General features: G+C 46.2%; 14 protein-coding genes. 10 read left to right on the top strand and 4 right to left on the bottom strand.

Annotated elements, in window-relative coordinates; all coding sequences use genetic code 11:
• Positions 1-42: 42 nt before the first annotated feature.
• A complete protein-coding gene (locus AC3WS5_RS14205; protein WP_492468062.1) occupies positions 43-2,175 on the bottom strand; it encodes an elongation factor G in 2,133 nt (710 codons plus the stop codon).
• Between the two features lie 120 nt (positions 2,176-2,295).
• Complete coding sequence (htpG, locus tag AC3WS5_RS14200; RefSeq protein WP_492468061.1) at positions 2,296-4,185, bottom strand: molecular chaperone HtpG; 1,890 nt, start codon at positions 4,183-4,185, stop codon at positions 2,296-2,298.
• A 180-nt stretch (positions 4,186-4,365) separates the two neighbouring features.
• Here htpG and AC3WS5_RS14195 point away from each other — a divergent pair, with 180 nt between their 5' ends.
• Positions 4,366-6,807 carry a beta-propeller fold lactonase family protein gene (locus tag AC3WS5_RS14195; RefSeq protein WP_492468060.1) on the top strand — a complete coding sequence of 814 codons (2,442 nt, stop codon included), beginning with the start codon at positions 4,366-4,368 and terminating at the stop codon, positions 6,805-6,807.
• Positions 6,808-6,822: 15 nt separating this feature from the next.
• On the opposite strand, the gene AC3WS5_RS14190 is transcribed toward AC3WS5_RS14195, so the two are convergent.
• A complete protein-coding gene (locus AC3WS5_RS14190; RefSeq protein WP_492468059.1) occupies positions 6,823-8,166 on the bottom strand; it encodes an MATE family efflux transporter in 1,344 nt (447 codons plus the stop codon).
• A 154-nt stretch (positions 8,167-8,320) separates the two neighbouring features.
• Here AC3WS5_RS14190 and AC3WS5_RS14185 point away from each other — a divergent pair, with 154 nt between their 5' ends.
• The 5 genes from AC3WS5_RS14185 to AC3WS5_RS14165 all read left to right on the top strand — a co-directional run bounded on the left by AC3WS5_RS14185 (position 8,321) and on the right by AC3WS5_RS14165 (position 12,770).
• A complete protein-coding gene (locus AC3WS5_RS14185) occupies positions 8,321-9,550 on the top strand; it encodes a DUF445 domain-containing protein (RefSeq protein WP_492468058.1) in 1,230 nt (409 codons plus the stop codon).
• Between the two features lie 140 nt (positions 9,551-9,690).
• The gene (gene prmA / locus AC3WS5_RS14180) at positions 9,691-10,506 is read left to right on the top strand and encodes a 50S ribosomal protein L11 methyltransferase (RefSeq protein WP_492468057.1); all 816 of its coding nucleotides are present in this window, start codon (positions 9,691-9,693) and stop codon (positions 10,504-10,506) included.
• A 76-nt stretch (positions 10,507-10,582) separates the two neighbouring features.
• Positions 10,583-11,230 (top strand): glycerol-3-phosphate 1-O-acyltransferase PlsY, encoded by a 648-nt coding sequence (plsY, locus tag AC3WS5_RS14175; RefSeq protein ID WP_492468056.1) that lies wholly within the window; start codon positions 10,583-10,585, stop codon positions 11,228-11,230.
• A gap of 105 nt (positions 11,231-11,335) precedes the next feature.
• Positions 11,336-12,151: a M48 family metallopeptidase gene (locus tag AC3WS5_RS14170; protein ID WP_492468055.1), complete on the top strand. Its 816-nt coding sequence runs from the start codon at positions 11,336-11,338 to the stop codon at positions 12,149-12,151.
• A 181-nt stretch (positions 12,152-12,332) separates the two neighbouring features.
• On the top strand, positions 12,333-12,770 hold the full coding sequence (locus AC3WS5_RS14165; RefSeq protein WP_492468054.1) for a hypothetical protein: 438 nt from the start codon (positions 12,333-12,335) through the stop codon (positions 12,768-12,770).
• 71 nt (positions 12,771-12,841) lie between these two features.
• Here the strand turns inward: AC3WS5_RS14165 and AC3WS5_RS14160 are convergent, their stop codons facing one another.
• The gene (locus AC3WS5_RS14160; RefSeq protein ID WP_492468053.1) at positions 12,842-13,969 is read right to left on the bottom strand and encodes a 5-(carboxyamino)imidazole ribonucleotide synthase; all 1,128 of its coding nucleotides are present in this window, start codon (positions 13,967-13,969) and stop codon (positions 12,842-12,844) included.
• Between the two features lie 350 nt (positions 13,970-14,319).
• On the opposite strand from AC3WS5_RS14160, the gene AC3WS5_RS14155 reads away from it, so the two are divergent.
• From AC3WS5_RS14155 to AC3WS5_RS14140, 4 genes are all read left to right on the top strand, one after another.
• Entirely contained in the window at positions 14,320-15,489 is a 1,170-nt protein-coding gene (locus AC3WS5_RS14155; RefSeq protein WP_492468052.1) for a L,D-transpeptidase family protein, read from the top strand.
• A 122-nt stretch (positions 15,490-15,611) separates the two neighbouring features.
• A complete protein-coding gene (locus AC3WS5_RS14150) occupies positions 15,612-16,202 on the top strand; it encodes a TetR/AcrR family transcriptional regulator (protein WP_492468051.1) in 591 nt (196 codons plus the stop codon).
• A gap of 31 nt (positions 16,203-16,233) precedes the next feature.
• Positions 16,234-17,574 carry a TolC family protein gene (locus AC3WS5_RS14145; RefSeq protein ID WP_492468050.1) on the top strand — a complete coding sequence of 447 codons (1,341 nt, stop codon included), beginning with the start codon at positions 16,234-16,236 and terminating at the stop codon, positions 17,572-17,574.
• Positions 17,571-18,626: an efflux RND transporter periplasmic adaptor subunit gene (locus tag AC3WS5_RS14140; protein ID WP_492468049.1), complete on the top strand. Its 1,056-nt coding sequence runs from the start codon at positions 17,571-17,573 to the stop codon at positions 18,624-18,626. The genes AC3WS5_RS14145 and AC3WS5_RS14140 overlap by 4 nt, the downstream gene beginning before the upstream one ends.
• Positions 18,627-18,636: the final 10 nt, after the last annotated feature.

Raw genomic sequence — 18,636 nt, 5'->3', positions numbered from 1 at the left:
TAGAAAAAGACCGCATCAAGCGGCCTTTTCCGGAGATTTAAATCATTTTTCGATTTCTTCAAGTTCCTTCCTGTGGTTGGCCACAATTTCTTCCTGCAGGGTTGCTGCTACCGGAATAAACCCGTCAAAGGATGACGTGAAGGAAGCCCGGCCCTGAGTGAGTGACCTCAGGCTGTTAGAGAACCCGGCCATTTCCTGCTGGGGTACTTTGGCCGTTATTTTCTGGTAATGACCCGCGGAGTCCATCCCCATAATCATGGCGCGCCTGGTCTGCAGCTCGCTCATAATATCACCCATCAAAGCTTCAGGCACTATAATTTCCACCTGATCAACCGGCTCCATCAGTTTCGGCTGAGCGTCCAGCACAGCGTTACTGAAGGCCCTTGCACCGGCAATTTTGAAAGAAATATCATTGGAGTCAACCGGATGCATCTTTCCGTCAAACAACATCACGCGAACATCGCGGACATAGGAACCGCTCAACGGACCATTGGCCATGGATTCCATGATCCCTTTCAAAACTGAGGGAATGAACCGCTGGTCAATTACGCCGCCCACAATACAATTGTAGAAAACGAGTTTTCCGCCCCATTCCAGGTCGATGACTTCCTTACCCCGAAGGCTGAATCCTTCAGGCTCCGCAATACCTTCATACCAGGGTTCAATCTTGATCCGCACTTCCGCGAACTGCCCCGCGCCTCCGGATTGTTTCTTGTGCCTGTAAAAGGAGATCGCAGATTTTTGAATAGTTTCCCTGTAGGCGACCTTAACATCGTCAAAGTGCACATTTATACCATAGTCATTCTTCAGCAGATACTCAAAAACAGCGAGGTGCAGATCGCCCTGGCAGGAGAGGACCCACTGTTTCAGTTCTTTGGAGAAGCTCAGATCATAGGTCGGATCCTGTGAAATAATCTTTTTCACCACTTCCGTCAGTTTATCTTCAGAAGCCTTGTTTTCGGCAACGAGGGCTTTTCTCACTTTGGCCTGCGGATATTCCATCGGAAATATCTTTACGGGAAACGCCTTGTCGTGAAGGGTTGTATTGGTTTCCACGTCTTTCAGTTTGATCATCGCCCCGATGTCACCGGAAACCAGTTTGTCCGTCGGTATCCGCTTATTTCCGCTCACGATGAAGAGGTTGTTGACGTGTTCTTCTTTGCCCGTTTGGGCATCAATCAGGCTCAGCCCGTTTACCAGTTCGCCGGTAATCACTTTCACGAAATTGATCTTGCCGATATTGGGCTCATACTGCGTTTTGAAAACAAATGCTGATGCGGGATTGGATTTGTTGTAGGTCAGTTCTTTGCCGTTTGCTGTGGTGAAAGGTTGTTTATCCACCGCCGAGGGCGCTACAAAATCGATAAAACCCATCAGGCGGCCGCTGCCCATATTGTTCGAGCCGGAGGTGCAGAACACCGGATAAAAGGAATTATGGGCCATGCCGGTCGTCATTCCTTCTTTCATTTCTTCTTCGTCGAGGGTACCTTTGTCAAAAAATATTTCCATCAGCGATTCTTCGCTTTCTGCTGCCTTTTCTACAAGTTCATTTTGCAGCCTGGTAGCTTTCCCCATTTCGGATTCGGGGATAGGATGTTTTTCAGGTTTTCCTCCTTCATCTTTGAACACATACATCACCATTTTCAGGACGTCGATGATGGCGATATGACCGTGGAAATTGTATGGGTACTGTATCTGCACGACATTATTGCCGAAATGTTCCTTCAGCGAAGCAAGCGCCTTGTCAAAATCGGCGTAGGAATGGTCGATCTGATTGATATCGAAAATCGTTGGTTTCCGGAAACGATTGATGTAATTCCAGATGACTTCTGTACCCGGTTCAACGCCGTGTTGTGCATTGATCACCATCACGATCGTGTCCGCGGCTTTTACACCCTCCATGATCTCTCCAATGAAATCATCCAGACCCGGTGTATCCATGATGTTGATCTTAAAATTTCTCCACTCGGTATGTACCAGCGTGGAGAAGACGCTCGTCTGCCGTTCTTTTTCAATCTTGTGAAAATCGGAAACAGTGTTTCCTTCTGCAACCGTGCCCCGCCGGTTTATTAAGCCGGCCTCGAAGAGCATGCACTCGGTGAGTGTGGTCTTACCGGCGCCATGAGCTCCTACAAAGGCAATGTTTTTAATGTGCTTTTGATCAAATGTTTGCATATGTCAAGATTTTTAGAATTATGATCCTTAAAAATAATGACTTATTGCTAATAAATTTAATTAAAAACGAAGGGCTGGGGCTAAACTGACAAAAAACAGGTTTTTGCCAGTTAACTCCGACTAAATCATCTTAACACTTCTTTCTACAAATGCTGTCAGCTCAGCACCGGTCAGCATTCCCTGTGCTAGCAGGGCCAGATCAAAGGCCTGCTGCGCAAGCGCAACTTGTGCATCCGCATTGGTTTCCGCGAGAATCCGGGTCGCCAGTGGGTGGTTAGCATTTACCGCCACTTTATACCTGTCGGGCATGCTGCCATAAAATCCCATGCCACCGCCGCCCATCGCAGCCATATCTTTCATCCTTCTCATAAATTCGTCCATGGTCACATTCACCGGCAAGGCTTCTGCAGAAAGATTCTCGACCTGCACTTCCATGCCGGGCCTGGTAATAGCTTTTTCAAAGACTTCTTTCAGAGACTTGGTTTGCTCTTCACTCAGGTTACTGCTGATCTCTTCTCCTTTGTCGATCAGTTTCTCCAGGACATCAGCGTCCACCCGTTTGATCTGGGTTTTTTCCAGATCCCTTTCCAGGTGATTGATGAAATGGTTGTCCAGCGGGCTATCCATCAGCAATACATCGTAACCTTTTTTGTGCGCCGCCTGGATATAGCCGTCCTGGCGCTCTGCATTGGGCGTGTAGAGGTACACAATATTGCCGTCTTTATCTGTTTGTGACGCGGCAACTTTTTCATGGTAGCCGTCCAGCGTATAGTATTCCTTGTTCGTATTTACCAATAACACAAAATCTTTGGCTCTTTCCCAGAATTTGGGTTCACTGATGGCGCCGTATTTTACAAAAACGCCGATATCATTCCATTTTTCTTCGTAGGCCTTGCGGTCGTTTTTAAACAACTCTGCCAGTTTATCAGCTACCTTTTTGGTAATGTGGGTGTTGATCTTTTTAACATTACTGTCTGCCTGGAGAAATGATCTGGAAACGTTCAGCGGGATATCCGGTGAATCAATCACTCCGTGGAGGAGCATCAGGAACTCGGGAACGATGTCTTTCACCTCATCGGTGATGAAGACCTGGCGGCTGAACAGTTTGATCTTGTTTCGCTGCAGCTCAATGTCGTTCTTGATTTTTGGAAAATACAGGACACCGGTCAGGTTGAAGGGATAGTCCACGTTCAGGTGGATCCAGAACAGGGGATCTTCACTGAACGGATACAATTCACGGTAAAAATTCAGGTAGTCCTCGTCTTTCAGCTCACTGGGTGCTTTGGTCCAGATGGGCGAGGTGGTATTGATAATATTCGGAACCTCAACGGATTTGTATTTAGGTTTGCCTTCCTCGTCTTCACCATCAGGCTGGCTTTCGGTTTTGGTACCAAACTGAATCGGGACCGGCAGGAAGCGGGCGTATTTGTCGAGGATCTCCTGCACTTTATGCTGTTCCAGAAAATCTTTGTTTTCTTCATTGACATACAGGATCACATCGGTACCGCGTTTTGTCCGGCTACCCTCACTGATTTCAAAGGCAGTGGAGCCGTCGTTTTCCCAACGGGCGGGTTCGGCGCCGGGCTGATAGCTCAGCGTCTGGATGACGACTCTCTCAGCTACCATAAATGCGGAATAGAAGCCCAATCCGAACTGACCAATGATCTCATGGGCGTCTTTTGCGTCTTTGAATTTAGCCAGAAAATCTTCTGCGCCTGAAAAAGCGATCTGGTTGATATATTTTTTGATTTCGTCGCCCGTCATCCCGATACCGTTATCGGAGATGGTGATGGTTTTTGCTTCTTTGTCAACTTTCACCTCTACAAGTGGGTCTCCCAGTTCTCCGTTAAACTGTCCCATCGAGACCAGCCGCTTTGCCTTCTGGATGGCGTCTACCGCGTTGGAAACCAGTTCGCGCAGAAAAATATCGTGGTCGCTGTATAAAAATTTTTTGATAATTGGGAATATGTTCTCCGTGTGAATTGAAATCGTACCTTTTTCCTGAATCATAATCTGAAAATTTTTTGCAATGGTATAACAAATGAAATACCATAGTCGATGTTAGGGTCATTTTGTCAGCATTTTTTTTGTTACTGTCCGGCCGATCTTGAATGCCCTTTGAGATGTTTTATTTTTGTTACTTCTCTCATTAATATTGGTTTATCTGGTTTTAAGTTGAATCTTTGTTAAATGAAAATGTCGATACTACCCGCGATTTTGCTGGTTTTTTTTGCAGCAACCGGCATAGCACAAAAACCCGGTCAGCTCTCAACCGGTAAGACCCTTCTTCCCAATGGCTGGACACTGAGTCCTGCCGGGTACAATATTACGCTGGGTGATCTGCCCCTGAACCTGGTAATCAGCAATAACCGGAGACTGGCAGCAGTAACAAACAACGGCCAAAGTACCCAGTCGATTGAGTTAGTAGATATTCGCAGCAGGAAGAAACTGGATTCTGTGGTAATCGCGAAATCCTGGTACGGACTGGCTTTCAGCAAAGACGACCGGTTTTTGTATGCTTCCGGCGGCCATGACAACCAGGTGAACCGTTACGCCATACGGAATAACCGGCTGGTGCTCGTTGACTCCTTCGTCCTTGGAAAGAAGTGGCCCAATCGCATTGGCGTTGCGGGTCTTGAGGTCGATGATGTCCTGAACCAAAAATTATTTGTAGTAACTAAAGAAGATAACAGTCTGTACGTGTTTGATCTGGCCGGCAAACAGATCCTGAATAAGGTGCCGCTGGGGTCTGAAAACTATACCTGCAAGCTATCTAAAGACCGGAAAGAATTATTCATCAGCTCCTGGGGAGGCCGGAAATTGCTGGTCTACAATATCGCCGCTCAAAAAATCACCCGGGAAATACCTGTTGGCAGTCACCCTAATGAAATTTGTCTGAGCAACGATGGAAAATTCCTGTATGTGGCCAATGCAGATGACAATTCAGTTTCAGTCGTTGATGCTCGCGCATATAAGGTTATTGAAACTTTAAATGCCTCGCTATACCCCAATTCGCCAAGTGGTTCTACCAGTAACGGTGTGGCGCTGAGTGAAGATGGTAAAACGTTATATGTTGCCAATGCCGACAATAACTGCCTGGCCGTTTTTGATGTGTCGAAGGCTACCGGTGCTGTTTCAAAAGGATTTATACCCGTGGGATGGTACCCCACGAATGTCAAGGTAGTGGGCAAGGATATTCTGGTGACAAACGGAAAAGGTCTTTCATCGCTGCCAAATCCTTACGGTCCCAATCCGGTTGACCGGAAGGAGCGCGTTGGCCATCACGAGGGTGATTTGAGCAAACCCAGGAAAGTTGAATACATCGCCGGCTTGTTTACCGGAACGATGAGTTTTATCAAAGAGCCGGGGCAGGCGCAGTTGGGCGTTTACTCGAAGACTGTTTACGAGAATACTCCTTATTCAAAAGATAAAGAGCTGAACGCGTCGGGAGAACCGGGGAATCCGATACCGATGAAGGTGGGCGCTTCGTCACCGATAAAACATGTGTTTTATGTGATCAAAGAAAATCGTACCTACGACCAGGTGCTGAGTGATGTAAAAGGTGGTAACGGCGACACATCGCTATGTCTTTTTGGTGCTTATTATACGCCTAATCAACATAAGATCGTCGATGAATTTGTATTGCTCGATAATTTTTATGTGGACGCAGAAGTAAGTGCCGACGGTCATAACTGGAGCATGGGAGCCTATGCTACCGATTACCTGGAAAAAAACTGGCCGTCGAATTATGGAGGTAGGGGAGGCGACTACCCGGGCGAAGGGAAGCGAAAAATCGCCAACAACCGCGATGGATTTATCTGGGACCATTGTGCCCGGAATGGAGTCTCATACAGAACATATGGTGAATTTGAAGATAACGGGAAACCAAATGTTGAATCTTTGGCCGGACATATTGCGCCGTATACCGGATGGGACATGAGTTTCAGGGATACGTCCAGGTTTTACCAGTGGCGGAGGGATTTCGATTCGTTGGTTGCTGCGAACGCCCTCCCTCAGTTGAGCACGCTTAGATTTGGAAATGACCACACCGAAGGGATGAGAGCGGGGAGACCAACTCCCTATGCTCATGTTGCGGATAATGACCTGGCAGTTGGCATGTTCGTGGATCATATCAGCAAAAGTCCGATCTGGAAAGAGTCTGCGATCTTTATTCTGGAAGACGATGCGCAAAACGGCCCCGACCATGTGGATGCCCACCGGAGCACGGCCTATGTAATCAGCCCGTATGTCAAGAGACGTTCTGTGGATCACACCATGTATTCAACAACCGGTATGTTACGAACTATTGAACTGATTCTTGGTATGCCGCCCATGACGCAGTACGATGCGGCCGCAACGCCCATGTGGCGGAGCTTTACAGCCAATCCGGATCTTACACCGTTTAACCACGTGCCTGTGAATGTGAATCTGAATGATAAGAATCCATCAGGAACGCCGATGGCCATACTAAGTGAGAAATTCAATTGGGATAAGGAAGATGGTGTTCCGGATCTGACGTTCAATGAGATTTTATGGCAGGGACTGAAGGGCCGGCCTGCGCCTTCACCCGTCCGCGCAGCTTTTCTAAACCTGAACCCGCGGGAAAAAGACCGGGACGGCGACGGGAGGTAACGCTGACCAGGTTTCTTAAGCGTTTTTGTGTAATTGGTGTGACGTACGGCGGAGAAAACGAATGGAGAGGAATAAGGCAGACATGCTAAGACCCGCGATCAATCCAATCCAGATACCGCTGGCCTTCAGCTTGAAATGAAAGGCCAGTATATAACCCAGGGGAATGGCTATCACCCAGTATGCGATCGCGATCATGACCGTAGGCACCTTAACATCTTTGACACCCCTCGTAAGCCCGGCGGCGGTTGCCTGGATGGCATCTGAGATCTGGAAAATGGCCGCAAACAAAATGAGGTGAGCAGCGAAGGCAACAACTTCCGGATCCTTGTTAAAAACGAGGGGGAGCTGGTTTTTGAACAGGATAAAAGATATGCAGCACAGGGTACCATAGATCAAAGCCAGGGCCAGCGTGCTTTTGCCGATATCTGAGATCCTCCGCCAGTTCCTGGTGCCAAATGCGTGACTGACACGGATTGACCCTGCCTGGGAAAGGCCCAGGGAAACCATAAAAGTAAATGAAGCGCAGGCCAGCGCGATCTGATGTGCAGCCTGTAACTGAGCGCTAATAGTGCCAATCAAAATCCCTGACACCGCAAACGCACCAGCTTCCATACCGATCTGCAGACTGCTGGGTATGCCGATATGCAGCAATTGTGAAATGGCGGACCATCTGATTTTCCATTGGTTCCGTGAAACCGCAATGTATTTGTGGAAAATTTTGTGATTCAGTATAACTATTCCCAACAGTATAAAAATGACGATACGCGTTATCAGCGTGGCTATACCTGCGCCCACCAGTTCGAGCCGGGGAGCACCCAGGTGTCCATAAATGAGGATCCAGTTAAGAATGGCGTTAACGGGTATAGCGGTCAGCGAAAGCGCCATGGCCGTGCGGGTGTATTGCAAACCATCGGTAAACTGTTTGAGCGCCATGAACAGAACCATTGGAATAATGGACAGGCTCATGTAGTTCATGTAGGGCACTGCAAGCCTGACAACCCCCGGGTCCTGACCCAAATGCCAGAGAATATTGCGACCCAGGATCAGGACCGCCGCGATGATGATTGCTGAAACGGCACACAGCCAGAATCCGTTGTAGAAATAATGGGAGACCAGTTGTTTGTCGAATTTTCCGTGGGCGAGCGACACCATTTGTGCAACTGAAATAGTAATACCTATCCCGAAAATGAAAGGGATATTGATTACATTCAGGACAAGAGATGCGGCTGCCAGTTGCTTGTAACCTACAAAGCCGATCATCGCCGTACTCAGCAGGTGTAATGACATCTGTGCCAGCTCACCCAGAATAATGGGGATCGCGAGTTTAAGTGTTGTTCCTGATTCTGTCCTGAAATACATACGGGTGCAAATTTAGGCTGATTCTCCCCACCATCAGGATCAACGAAGTTAACACGGTTCTTCCCGAAACGGGCGCTGAATACTCTTTCGGATAAATGGAGTATTTTTATCGTTGGTGGGCGACCGGATAAATACGATAACTGAAGACTCAAAGGTGAGTCGGCTGAGAAAGCATAAGATGCTGGCTACCGGTATGTTTCTTTTAATGGTGGTATTATATGCCGGGTCGAGATATTTGTTAAAATTATATTCGATTCATTGGCTTGAATATGTAGAGGCTTTTGCCGAGGCCGCAATGGTAGGCGCATTGGCAGACTGGTTTGCGGTCACTGCGCTGTTCCACTATCCGCTCGGCATTCCGATCCCACATACAAACCTGATCGAAAATAAGCGAAAGTCAATAGGGGAAAACCTGGGAGGTTTTGTTGTGGCAAATTTCCTAAGCCCGGCAGCTATCCGACCTTATATTGAACGGTTGCAGGTGAGCGCCTGGATAACGGCATGGCTGGGCCGGGAGAAAAACAAGGAAATGTTGGTCCGGGAAACTTCGGAGATACTGCGGGATGCTCTGCAGAAGCTGGATCCCGAAGTTGCTTCAGGTTTTTTGGCGGGCCGGACTTCTTCGTTGCTGTCTGAAATAAAATGGCACGAGATCCTGGGAAAGATCATTGAGGCGGTCATGAAAAGCAACGACCAGGAGCGGGTTATCGATTTTCTGCTGGCCTCTGTAAGAAAGTATATTATTCAAAATAAGAATAAGATACGGGAATTGGTTAGGGGCGAAAGCCATTTTCTCGTGCCAGGTTTTGTAGACCAGCTCATTGCCGGCAAAATTATCAAAAGCCTGGTGGGGCGTATAGAGGAAATTGAAAAGGATCCCAACCATAAGCTGAGGCAGGACTTTAATCGCAGGTTGTATTCTTTGGCCTCTGGACTAACAGAAGATGAAGCGTGGCAACAATCTGTAGCCAACATCAGTCATATTTTTCTGCGTGAAGATGTTATTCGCGACTTTATGCGATCGGCTTGGAAAACCCTGCAGGATGGAATTGTCCGGGACCTTTCAATGGAAAATCCCGAGATGCACCGATATGTGCGGAAAATATTGGCGGAGGTTTCAGGCAAACTTACCGATGATGCCGTGATGAGGAACAAGATCGATCAATGGGTTAAGAACAGCGTCTATACGATGGTGCTCCGTAATAGCGATGAAGTGGGGCTGCTGATCAGCCGGACAGTAGGACAATGGGAGGGAAAGGAGCTGAGCCGAAAACTTGAACTTGAAGTAGGGAAGGATCTGCAGTTTATCCGAATTAATGGGACGGTTGTCGGCGGAATCGTTGGCTTGCTGATTTACCTGATCACGAATTGGCTCGGATTATAAGGATAAGGGATTTTTGCGAGCGTACAAACTGATGACGCGGTGATTGTAAATATCACTATTTGGTGACAATAATAGATCAGGTTGAACCGGATTTTTCAAAACGTTGATTTTAACATAAAACGATTATTCAGGGATTAGCTATGGACAAATACATTGAAGTAAAATTTGATAAGATCAGTAAGGGGGTTTTGGAGATCCTGATGGGCCGCCTGTCGGAAACGGCGAATGGCTTTGAAGAGGAGGGACAGAGCCTGAAAGCTTATTTCAGCAGTACGATGTATGATCCGGAATACGTAGTGGCGCTGAGCCGTGAACTGGGTGTGGAATTTCAGGTAGCAGAAATTCCCGAACAGAACTGGAATGAGTTGTGGGAGTCAAACTTTGAACCGGTGACCGTCGATGATTTTGTGTCGATCCGGGCGGATTTTCATCCCCGGGATACGCAGGTGAAACATGAGATCATCATAAATCCCAAGATGAGTTTTGGAACCGGACATCATGCGACCACCTACCTGATGGTCAGGGAAATGGGTTTTCTTGATTTTCAGGATAAAACGGTGTTTGATTTCGGAACCGGCACCGGTATATTGGCGATACTCGCGATGAAGCTGGGTGCGGACAGGGTAGTGGCAACGGACAATAACGAATGGAGTATTGCCAATGCGGAAGAAAATTTTTTGCGAAACGAGGTTACTGGAATAAAGCTGATTGAATCTGAGTCGCCGATGCAGGGAAAACAGTTTGACATCATTCTTGCCAATATAAACCGGAATGTCCTGACAGATGCGGTGCCTGCCCTGGCTTCCCAGCTTGGTGTGGGTGGGATACTGCTGGTGAGTGGTCTGCTGGAGTCGGATGAACCGGATTTTATGTATATTTGTGAGAGCAACCGGTTAAAACTGGAAAAAAAGAGCGCCAGGAGCAACTGGATTTGTCTGTATATGAGAAAAACCTGAAATCGCTTTTGCAGCAATTTTAGGTTTGTTTTTTTAATGGATTTATTTATATTTACCGTCCTTTCAGCCGAATAAAATGCAGGAGATAATTCTCGTTATGATAGCTTATGCGCTTGGCAGTATTCCCACATCGGTGTGGGTCAGCCGGGGTATGTTTGATATTGATATCCGCGATTATGGCAGTGGTAATGCGGGCGCTACCAACACTTTCAGGGTACTGGGTCCAAAATGGGGATTATTCGTCATGATCTGTGACGCACTCAAAGGTTTTTTGGCCGTGAAACTTGCCATGTTTGCGTCCAACACGGAAATGAGCGACATTACATTTCTTAATTTTCAGTTAATTCTGGGAATTGCTGCTGTTCTCGGCCATGTGTTTCCCATTTGGGCGGGATTCAAGGGAGGAAAGGGTGTCGCTACTTTATTTGGACTGGTTATTGGGATATCTCCCTGGACTGCGCTTGCCTGCTCTGGTGTGTTTTTGCTGGTTTTATATCTGACCCGTTTTGTGTCGCTGAGTTCCATTCTGGCCAGTGTTGCTTTTCCTTTGTTCATTCTTGTGATCTTTAATGTCGAGAACAGCTTTTATCGTGTTTTTGCCATTGGAGTAGCCTTAATGGTCATACTGACCCATCAAAAAAATATCGGACGAATATTGAAGGGAGATGAAAGCAAGGTGCCTATTTTCAAATATCGCGATCGCCGTAAGCAACGAAATAAATAACTTTTCTGTCTTGAGTTCAGGGTTGTTCAGGTTGGGCTAGGCAGTCACCGGGCGCCTCACAAATTTGGTACAATGATTGATTAAGACAAGAAAATTCCAAAAGCTATGATAAGAAATCTTCTTACATTATTTGTTGTGTCAGCGTTGATTATTGCCTGTTCAACAAATGCTATCACTGGCCGGAGCCAGTTAAAACTGTTACCAGAGTCGTCTCTTCAACAAATGGCAGTTACAGAGTATCAATCTTTTTTGACGTCTAACAGGGTGGTTTCAGCCGCTTCCAACCGGGACGCAGAAATGGTCAATCGCGTGGGGCAAAGAATCATAAACGCAGTGACCAATTACTACCGTCAGAATAATCTTTCCGCCGATCTTGAGGGTTATAAGTGGGAAACCAAACTGGTACAAAACGATCAGGCTAATGCCTGGTGTATGCCAGGTGGAAAAATTGTGGTGTACACAGGATTACTGCCGATCACCCAGAATGAAGCCGCCCTGGCGAATGTAATCGGGCACGAAGTGAGTCATGCGCTTTTTGGTCATGGTAACGAAAGAATGAGCCAGGGGATGGCTGCCCAATTAGGTGGTGTGGCCCTTGACGTGGCGATGGCCAATAAACCCGCCGCGACCAGAAACCTGTTCCATCAAGCCTATGGGGTTGGCTCAAATGTGGGTATCATCCTGCCTTTTTCGCGGAAGCAGGAATTTGAAGCCGATCGCTACGGACTGATCTGGGCTGCGATGGCGGGGTACAATCCGCAGGAAGCTATCGGACTTTGGCAGCGAATGATGGCAAGGGCTAATGCACAAAATCCACCAGAATTTCTAAGTACACACCCTGGACCTGAACATCGCATCGAACAACTGCAAAAATGGATGCCTGAAGCAATGAAATACTACAAACCGATGAACCGGAAATAAATCATATATTTCCTAACATATATACCCTTGATACTCAGGTATCAAGGGTTTTTTTTGTTAAAGTTCTTGATTGTTCATACATATTTTGTTAATTTTGCACATATTTCTGGCCAATTCCTGGCACCTAGTATTGTATCGGTTGTATTATCAGTTGTAATATTAAATAAATTTAAATAGTTCTATGACTCAGACAGTATTCGAAAAATTACAGTATGAAGACGAGAAAAATCTATTAATTCAGGGACTACCCTCTTCAATCGAGAAACAATTCAATAAATTATCTTTTGCAAAAAACATGACTCCGCTGCTTAAATCGAGAAAACTTGATTTTGCGTTGGTGTTTGCAGTTAATGAAAGTCAGTTGAATACGATCCTACGGGACGTGATGCCGTCATTAAAAGAGGATACGAAATTTTGGGTGGCTCATCCGAAAACTTCATCCAAGATCGTAACAGATCTGCATCGCGATCAAAGCTGGAGTCTGCTCACCGGCGGAGGTTATGCCGGAACAGAAGAAGTGGAATTAGATCATGTGTGGACTGCAACCAGGTTTGTAAGACAACAGGTAAGTAGCAGGGTAAATGTTTCGTCGGCAAGAAAACGGCAGCAAGTGGCCTGATCAAATGCTCATTAAAACACAAGGCCTGCAGAAATTTCCGCAGGCTTTTTTTTTGCGGTCATCTCAACGTTTCAGGAAACTGACCGGACGATCAGTTGGTGTCTGATCTGATGCGCGTGATAGATCAGATCAGTTTTGTCGCGACCGATCAATGTAACATGACCCATTTTTCGCCCTGGTTTTGTTTCTCTTTTGCCATAAATATGAAAGAATGCATTTTCAGTGCGTAGCAGGTCCGTCAGGCCTTCATACACTACTGGCCCGTTGAAGCCGGGACCTCCGATGATATTCACCATGACCGACGGAAGTATGAATTCAGTGTTGCCCAGGGGGTAATTAAGGATGATGCGCCATAACATGTCAAACTGGGAGCTGTAATGTGCTTCAATGGTGTGATGCCCGCTGTTGTGAACCCTGGGTGCGGTTTCATTTACCAGGACATCGCCGCTTCGGGTAACAAACATTTCAACCGCAAATAAACCCGGGGATTTGAAATTCTTCACCGTGGATAAAGCGACCGCCTCTACCTTCCAGGACACATCTTTTTCGATGCCTGCGGGGCAGAGCTGAAAATCCAACTGGTTTAAATCCGGGTCAAATATCATCTCCACCGGAGGGTAGATGGCTATCTTGCCATCATTGCCTATCGCGACCATCATGGCGATTTCTTTTTCAATGACCACCAGCTTCTCCAGTACTGCAGTTTCATCAAATGCCAGCGGAATATCGCTCAGGTCCTCCAGCACCTGAACCCCCCGGCCGTCATATCCCCCTGTGGCCAATTTATGAACAGCAGGGAAAAAATCGGTTCTTTCATGCAGGTCCTGCCTGGTTTCGGTTACGACATATGCAGAGGTGGGAATGGCATGCTCGGAGTAGTATGCTTTTTGTTTTACTTTGTTGGTAATAATTCGCAACACAGAAGGTCGCGGATAAATTTGCTTGCCTTCTTTTTCGAGCTGTTCCAGCGCCTCTACATTAACGTTTTCAATTTCAATGGTCAGAGCGTCGAGATTCTTGCCGAACTGGTAAACATCATCGTAGTTCCGGATATCGCCTTCAACAAAATGATGGCAAAGATGTGCCGCCGGGCACTCAGGATCGTTCTCCATCAAAAAAGTTTCCACGGGGTAATTTGCGGCAGCCTGCAAAAGCATTCTCCCTAATTGCCCACCTCCTAATATTCCGGTTTTCAGCATAAAGCAAAGATAGGGGAGACCCGGATTTCGCAGTATAGAAGATTACCGGTTAATTTTCAGGCGGATAGGAAGTTCCGTTTGATTCGCCGAAGGATGGTGGCGGATTTTTGGTTTACAAAAGATAAGACGCTGCCTGTCAATCACTCATCTACTCATGGATTTTTAAGATGACCTGTTTCCGGTCAGCTACAGGATTATAACACGGCTTTATACAAAAAATCAACCAAATAAAATTATATTTGTCAAATGCTGTGGACAGAAGTAAATAATATTACGATTTTTTATCTTTTGTTACGCAGACCAGTATTTGTAAAACAGATTCGAAAACAACAGGGAAATATATTCGGAAGATGGGAAAAAAGTTTGTTTTGTTGGGAATCCTGGTCTCTCTTCTATCAATAAGCGGAAGCGCCCAGGGTCTTGATTCGCAGCCCCGTACCTTTTTTGATATCCAGAAAACCTTTAAGCGGCCCGCAGAATCAGCCGCCAGGAAAGAGGCATATTTAAAAAACCTTTTTGCATTGAAGGGCTTAACATGGCCGGCAAAGTTTCTGTATATCCGGTCATTCAAATACGATAGCCAGCTTGAGGTCTGGGCGAAGAACAAAATCTCCGATGAATACAAGTTGTTTAAAGTTTACAAGGTCTGTGCCCTGGCCGGTACTTTAGGGCCCAAACGATTTGAAGGCGATTACCAGGTTCCTGAGGGCTTTTATTATATCGACCGGTTCAATCCGAACAGCGGTTATTATTTGTCGCTGGGACTTAATTACCCGAACGCTTCTGACCGGGTATTAAGCGATTCTTTGAAGCCGGGCGGGGGCATTTACATACATGGCGGTTGTGCCACCGTAGGATGTATTCCGATCCGGGATGAACAGATTGATGAGCTCTATATTCTTGCCGCCAGTGCCAAAAGCGCCGGCTTGGATTTTATCCCGGTTCATATTTTCCCGATAAAATTTGACGTAAAGAAGAGCTACGAATATCTGGCTAAGCTGACTAAAGACGATCCGATCCTGAAGGCTTTCAGTAATAAAATGGAGGAAGCCTTCGATTATTTTGAAAAATACAAACAGATCCCCGTGGTCATGATCAAAGACAACGGTGAATATGTGATCAATAATTCGTTGCCCTTGTCGCCCAGATTCGTACCTGTTGCCAGGCCCAAGAGTACCCACGTGCCGATAGTTCGGAAAATAGACCGGATACCTCCTGCCGTAACTAAATGGCCCGAATACCAGGGAGGCGCAGTGGCCTACGATGCGTTCCTGAAAAAAGTAGGGAAGGAGATGGCTCCATACCTGCCGGAAGAAATGAAAAGAGCTTTTGTACAGGTTGAGTTTGTAGTTGATAAAGATGGAACCCCGGTTAATTTTAAGGTATTACAGGGGGTAGATGATTATTTCGACCTTGAACTGATCGCTAAACTCGAAAAAATGCCTGCCTGGCAGCCCGCGGTCATGGTAAAAGAAATCGTGCCCAAGAAAATGGTGCAAACGCTAACGATCGGCGATTAAGACTCTTTTGAATCATCGAGTAAAAATTTACAGATTTCCAAAAAAAAAATTTGGTGGATAAAAAACTATGCTTAATTTTGTTAGCGAATACTAACTAACTTAATCTTAGTTGGTCAATAAAAATGGAAAAATTTACAGACAGACAAATAGAGATCATGGAGGCTGCGACAGCCCGGATCGATAAATATGGGATTCAAAACCTGACCATCAAGACCCTGGCGGCCGACATTAACCTGTCAGAACCCGCTTTGTATCGCCATTTCAACGGAAAGAATGATATCCTGCTCGCTGTGCTGGATTATTTTATGGCGGAAATGAAGAACCGGCTGGGCGGTATTCCGGTAGATCCCCAAACGACAGCAGGCGATGAACTCCGGGCCATTTTCAAATCGCAGTTGCAGGCGTTTACAGATAAACCGGCTATTGTCAGTGTAATCTTTGCGGAGAGCATCTTCCATTTTGATGAGGGATTAAGCCAAAAGGTTTCCGATATAGTGGATTTGATGCATGGCTACGTGAAAGCGAACCTGGTCAAAGGCCAGAAATCAGGTCAATACAGTAAGACCATCAAAGCCCCCACGCTGGCCACCATCATTCTGGGAGGCATGCGGATGACCGTATTGAAATGGAAATTGTCGGGTCATAAATCGAACCTGATCAAAGACGGCAGGGCTGTCCTGGAAGGTGTCTTAACCATGATTGAGAAAAGATAAGCAAGTTAAAAACAAAAAAATTTAACCAAAAATGTTAGTGAATATTCACAAACTTATATTTGTACTTTTAATCGGCCTGGCGTGGAACACTGCCCCGGCTCAGGAAGTCTGGACCCTGAATAAATGTATCGATACCGCGCTCGTATTTAACAAAACGCTTCAGATCAACCGTGGTAATGTGGCGATTAGCGGAGAGCGGGAAAAAGAAGCCAGGGCTAACCTGATTCCAAAGGCAACGGTCAACGGCGACTACAAATACTTTATGGAGTTGCCTACTCAACTGATGCCGACAAACGCGCTGAATCCGGCAGCACCCCAAGGGCAATACAAGGATGTCCAATTCGGCGTCCCGCATAATATCAACGCAAATATGCAGGTAGCGATGCCATTGTATAACACGCAGCTATACGGAGCTATCCAGCAGACTAAAATTGCCACTGAGTTAACGCAGCTTCAATTTCAAAAATCACGGGAACAAGTCTTGTACGACGTCACAACCCTTTATTACAATGCCCAGATCCTGAAACACCAGTTGACATTTACAGACAACAACCTGAAAAATACACATAAACTATTGAAGAATATGGAGCTGTTGAAAGAGCAGTTACTGGCAAAAGGAACTGATGTGAACAAGGTTAAGCTGCAGGCAGAACAACTAAGCACCCAACGTGAAAATATAAATAACCGGTATGTTCAGATGCTGAACGCCCTGAAACTGAATATGGGAATAGCCCTGGAAAAAGAAGTAGAAATAGATGATCAGATATCTTTCAAGCCCAGCCTGGCGTATGCCCGGAAAAATAATCTGGACCTTCAGATCATCGAGGCGCAAAAGAAAATGCTGAACACGGAACTGAATACACTCAACAAATCAAGATACCTGCCTTCTTTTAACCTGATAGCTTCATACGGAACGACAGGTTTCGGCTACGACAAAAAACCAAACAATTTCCTGAAATTCTATCCGGTTGGTTTTGCGGGGCTGCAACTGACCTATCCATTGTTTAACGGCACCATCACACAGCGAAAGATCAGTCAGAAAAAACTGGAGCTCAGTAATAATGAATTACAAGCTAAACTTATAACGGATAAGAATAATATGGATATTGAAAACATAACGCGTCAAAGGACTGTGGCAGAACAGACTGTTACCAATACAGATAGTCAAATCACCCTGGCGCAATCCATCTACGATCAAACCATCTTGCAGCAAAAACAGGGGACCGCAAGCCTGACCGACGTTTTGCTGGCAGACAACTCGCTGCGCGAAGCGCAGCAAAATTACTTATCGGCCGTCATCGACTATCTGAAAGCCGATCTCGAACTGAAAAAATTAACCGGAAACATTCTTAATCAATCATTACAACCATGAACTGGAAAAGAATCATTGCTATTGTTGTCATCATCGCCGCTTTGGCTGTTGTTTTCTTCAAGTTAAGAAGCAACAAACAAGTCGCCGTAAATAAAGTTTACCATTACGATAAAGAAAAACCTGTGATGGTTGAAGCCGATACCGTCCGCGTGAGAACGATCGCCGATCAGGGCGCTTATACCGGCACTTTTGAGCCATATAAAGAAACGAAAATAAGTGCGGACGTACAAGGCAAGGTCAACGCCGTCCTGGTTGATGTGGGCAGCTATGTAGTTAAAGGGCAAACGCTTGTTCAACTGGATAATTCGCTGCTGAGGCTTCAGGTACAGGCGGTGGATGTACAGATCGGGGGCCTGGAAGACGATGTGAGACGGTACTCCATTTTGACAGAAGCCGATGCCATCCAGGGAGTTCAATTAGAAAAAGCAAAATTGGGACTGAAAGCCGCCAGGGTACAAAAGGCAACGCTGCTGGAGCAAATCAGCAAAACCTCTGTCAGAGCGCCTTTTAACGGTGTGGTGACCGCCAAACTTAATGAAGTGGGCGGCTATGCTGCACCAGGTATTCCCTTACTACAGATTACGGACATAGGCTATTTGCGTTTTACCGTGAACGTTCCGGAAAATGACCTGTACCTGTTTCAAATGAATAAAGCCTACCATATTTCAGTTGATGTACTTCCGGATATTTCACTATTGGGAAAAGTGGTGCTGACGGGAAGTAAGGCTAATATGGGCAACAGTTTCCCTGTCCAGTTTCAGGTTGCCAATACCAGGAACTTAGCCATCAAGTCGGGCATGTTTGGCAAAGTCAATCTCTCAGGAACCATACCACTGCAGGGAATTGCTGTTCCTGCGTCCGCAGTCATTGACGATGCCGGAAAGGCGCAGGTCTATCTGGTAAAAAACGGAAAGGCTTCCCTTCGAGCTGTCACAACCTCGAAAAATGTTGGCAATGAAGTTGTCATTGCAAACGGACTGAATGAAGGCGATATCATTGTCACCAGTGGATTTATCAATTTATTCGAGAACGCTAACGTCACTATAAAATAAAATCAGCGAA

The sequence above is a fragment of the Niabella sp. CPT15-335-S11 genome, assembly GCF_058792415.1.
Note: the sequence above shows the minus strand (reverse complement) of the source record. Positions and strands in the feature narration are given on the sequence as shown.